At 44.3% G+C, this 792-nt stretch carries 1 protein-coding gene; it reads left to right on the forward strand.

From position 1 onward, the window contains the following. Nucleotides 1-521: 521 nt before the first annotated feature. Nucleotides 522-792 (forward strand): sugar nucleotide-binding protein (locus tag ACTHUR_RS13300; protein WP_440398998.1); only part of this gene is annotated, 271 nt, incomplete at its 3' end.

A 792-nucleotide genomic window follows, 5' to 3' on the forward strand; every position in this document is an offset into this window, starting at 1 on the left:
ATACTCAACATCTCTTACGCTATTCATTTTTCAGACGCCCCCAATCTTCATAAGAGGTCGTCTGAAAACCACCAAACAGTATATCGCTAAGCTGCCCTTACCCAGATAAAAATCAAACAAACAAAATTATTTTCAGATAATCGGTATCCCCATGAAGTTTGCACTATAATATATCAGGCATTGACAGATTCCGTACCGCATCAGAATTTTATTAGCCCTCTTGCAAAATGAGGATGAATCCAGGCTCAAACCCACTCGCTATCTCTTTCAAAAACCAGCGTAGGTCGTCTGAAAATAGAAAAGTGCAAACATCCCACCCTTAATTTGGAAAAGGTCTATTTCACAAAATGGTCTTATTGGCGGGTTAAACATCTACTCAAACCGCTTTCCAATCTGCTTTGTCTTGAATGTAATGTTCTGCGTTCCCAAATATTTATTCGGACACGCACCCAAATCATTCCAATTGCCGTCCTTTTAATCCGGCAATACTTTTTTAATACTTTCAAACGAGGAGAAACCATATGCGAACCCTGTTAACCGGTTCAAAAGGACAATTGGCGCGTTGCTTTCGCGACCGCCTGCCAGATAATTGGGAACTGATTGCCACTGATTCGACATCCTTGGATATTACCGATGCCGAAGCCGTTCGCAATATGGTTCAAAACTTCCAGCCCGACGCCATAGTCAATGCAGCGGCCTTTACTGCAGTTGATAAAGCAGAAACCCATGTCGGCACCGCATTTGCCGTCAACGCCACTGCCGTCCACAACCTCGCCTCTGCCGCCCGCGCCT

It is taken from the genome of Neisseria sp. P0021.S007, from assembly GCF_051956855.1.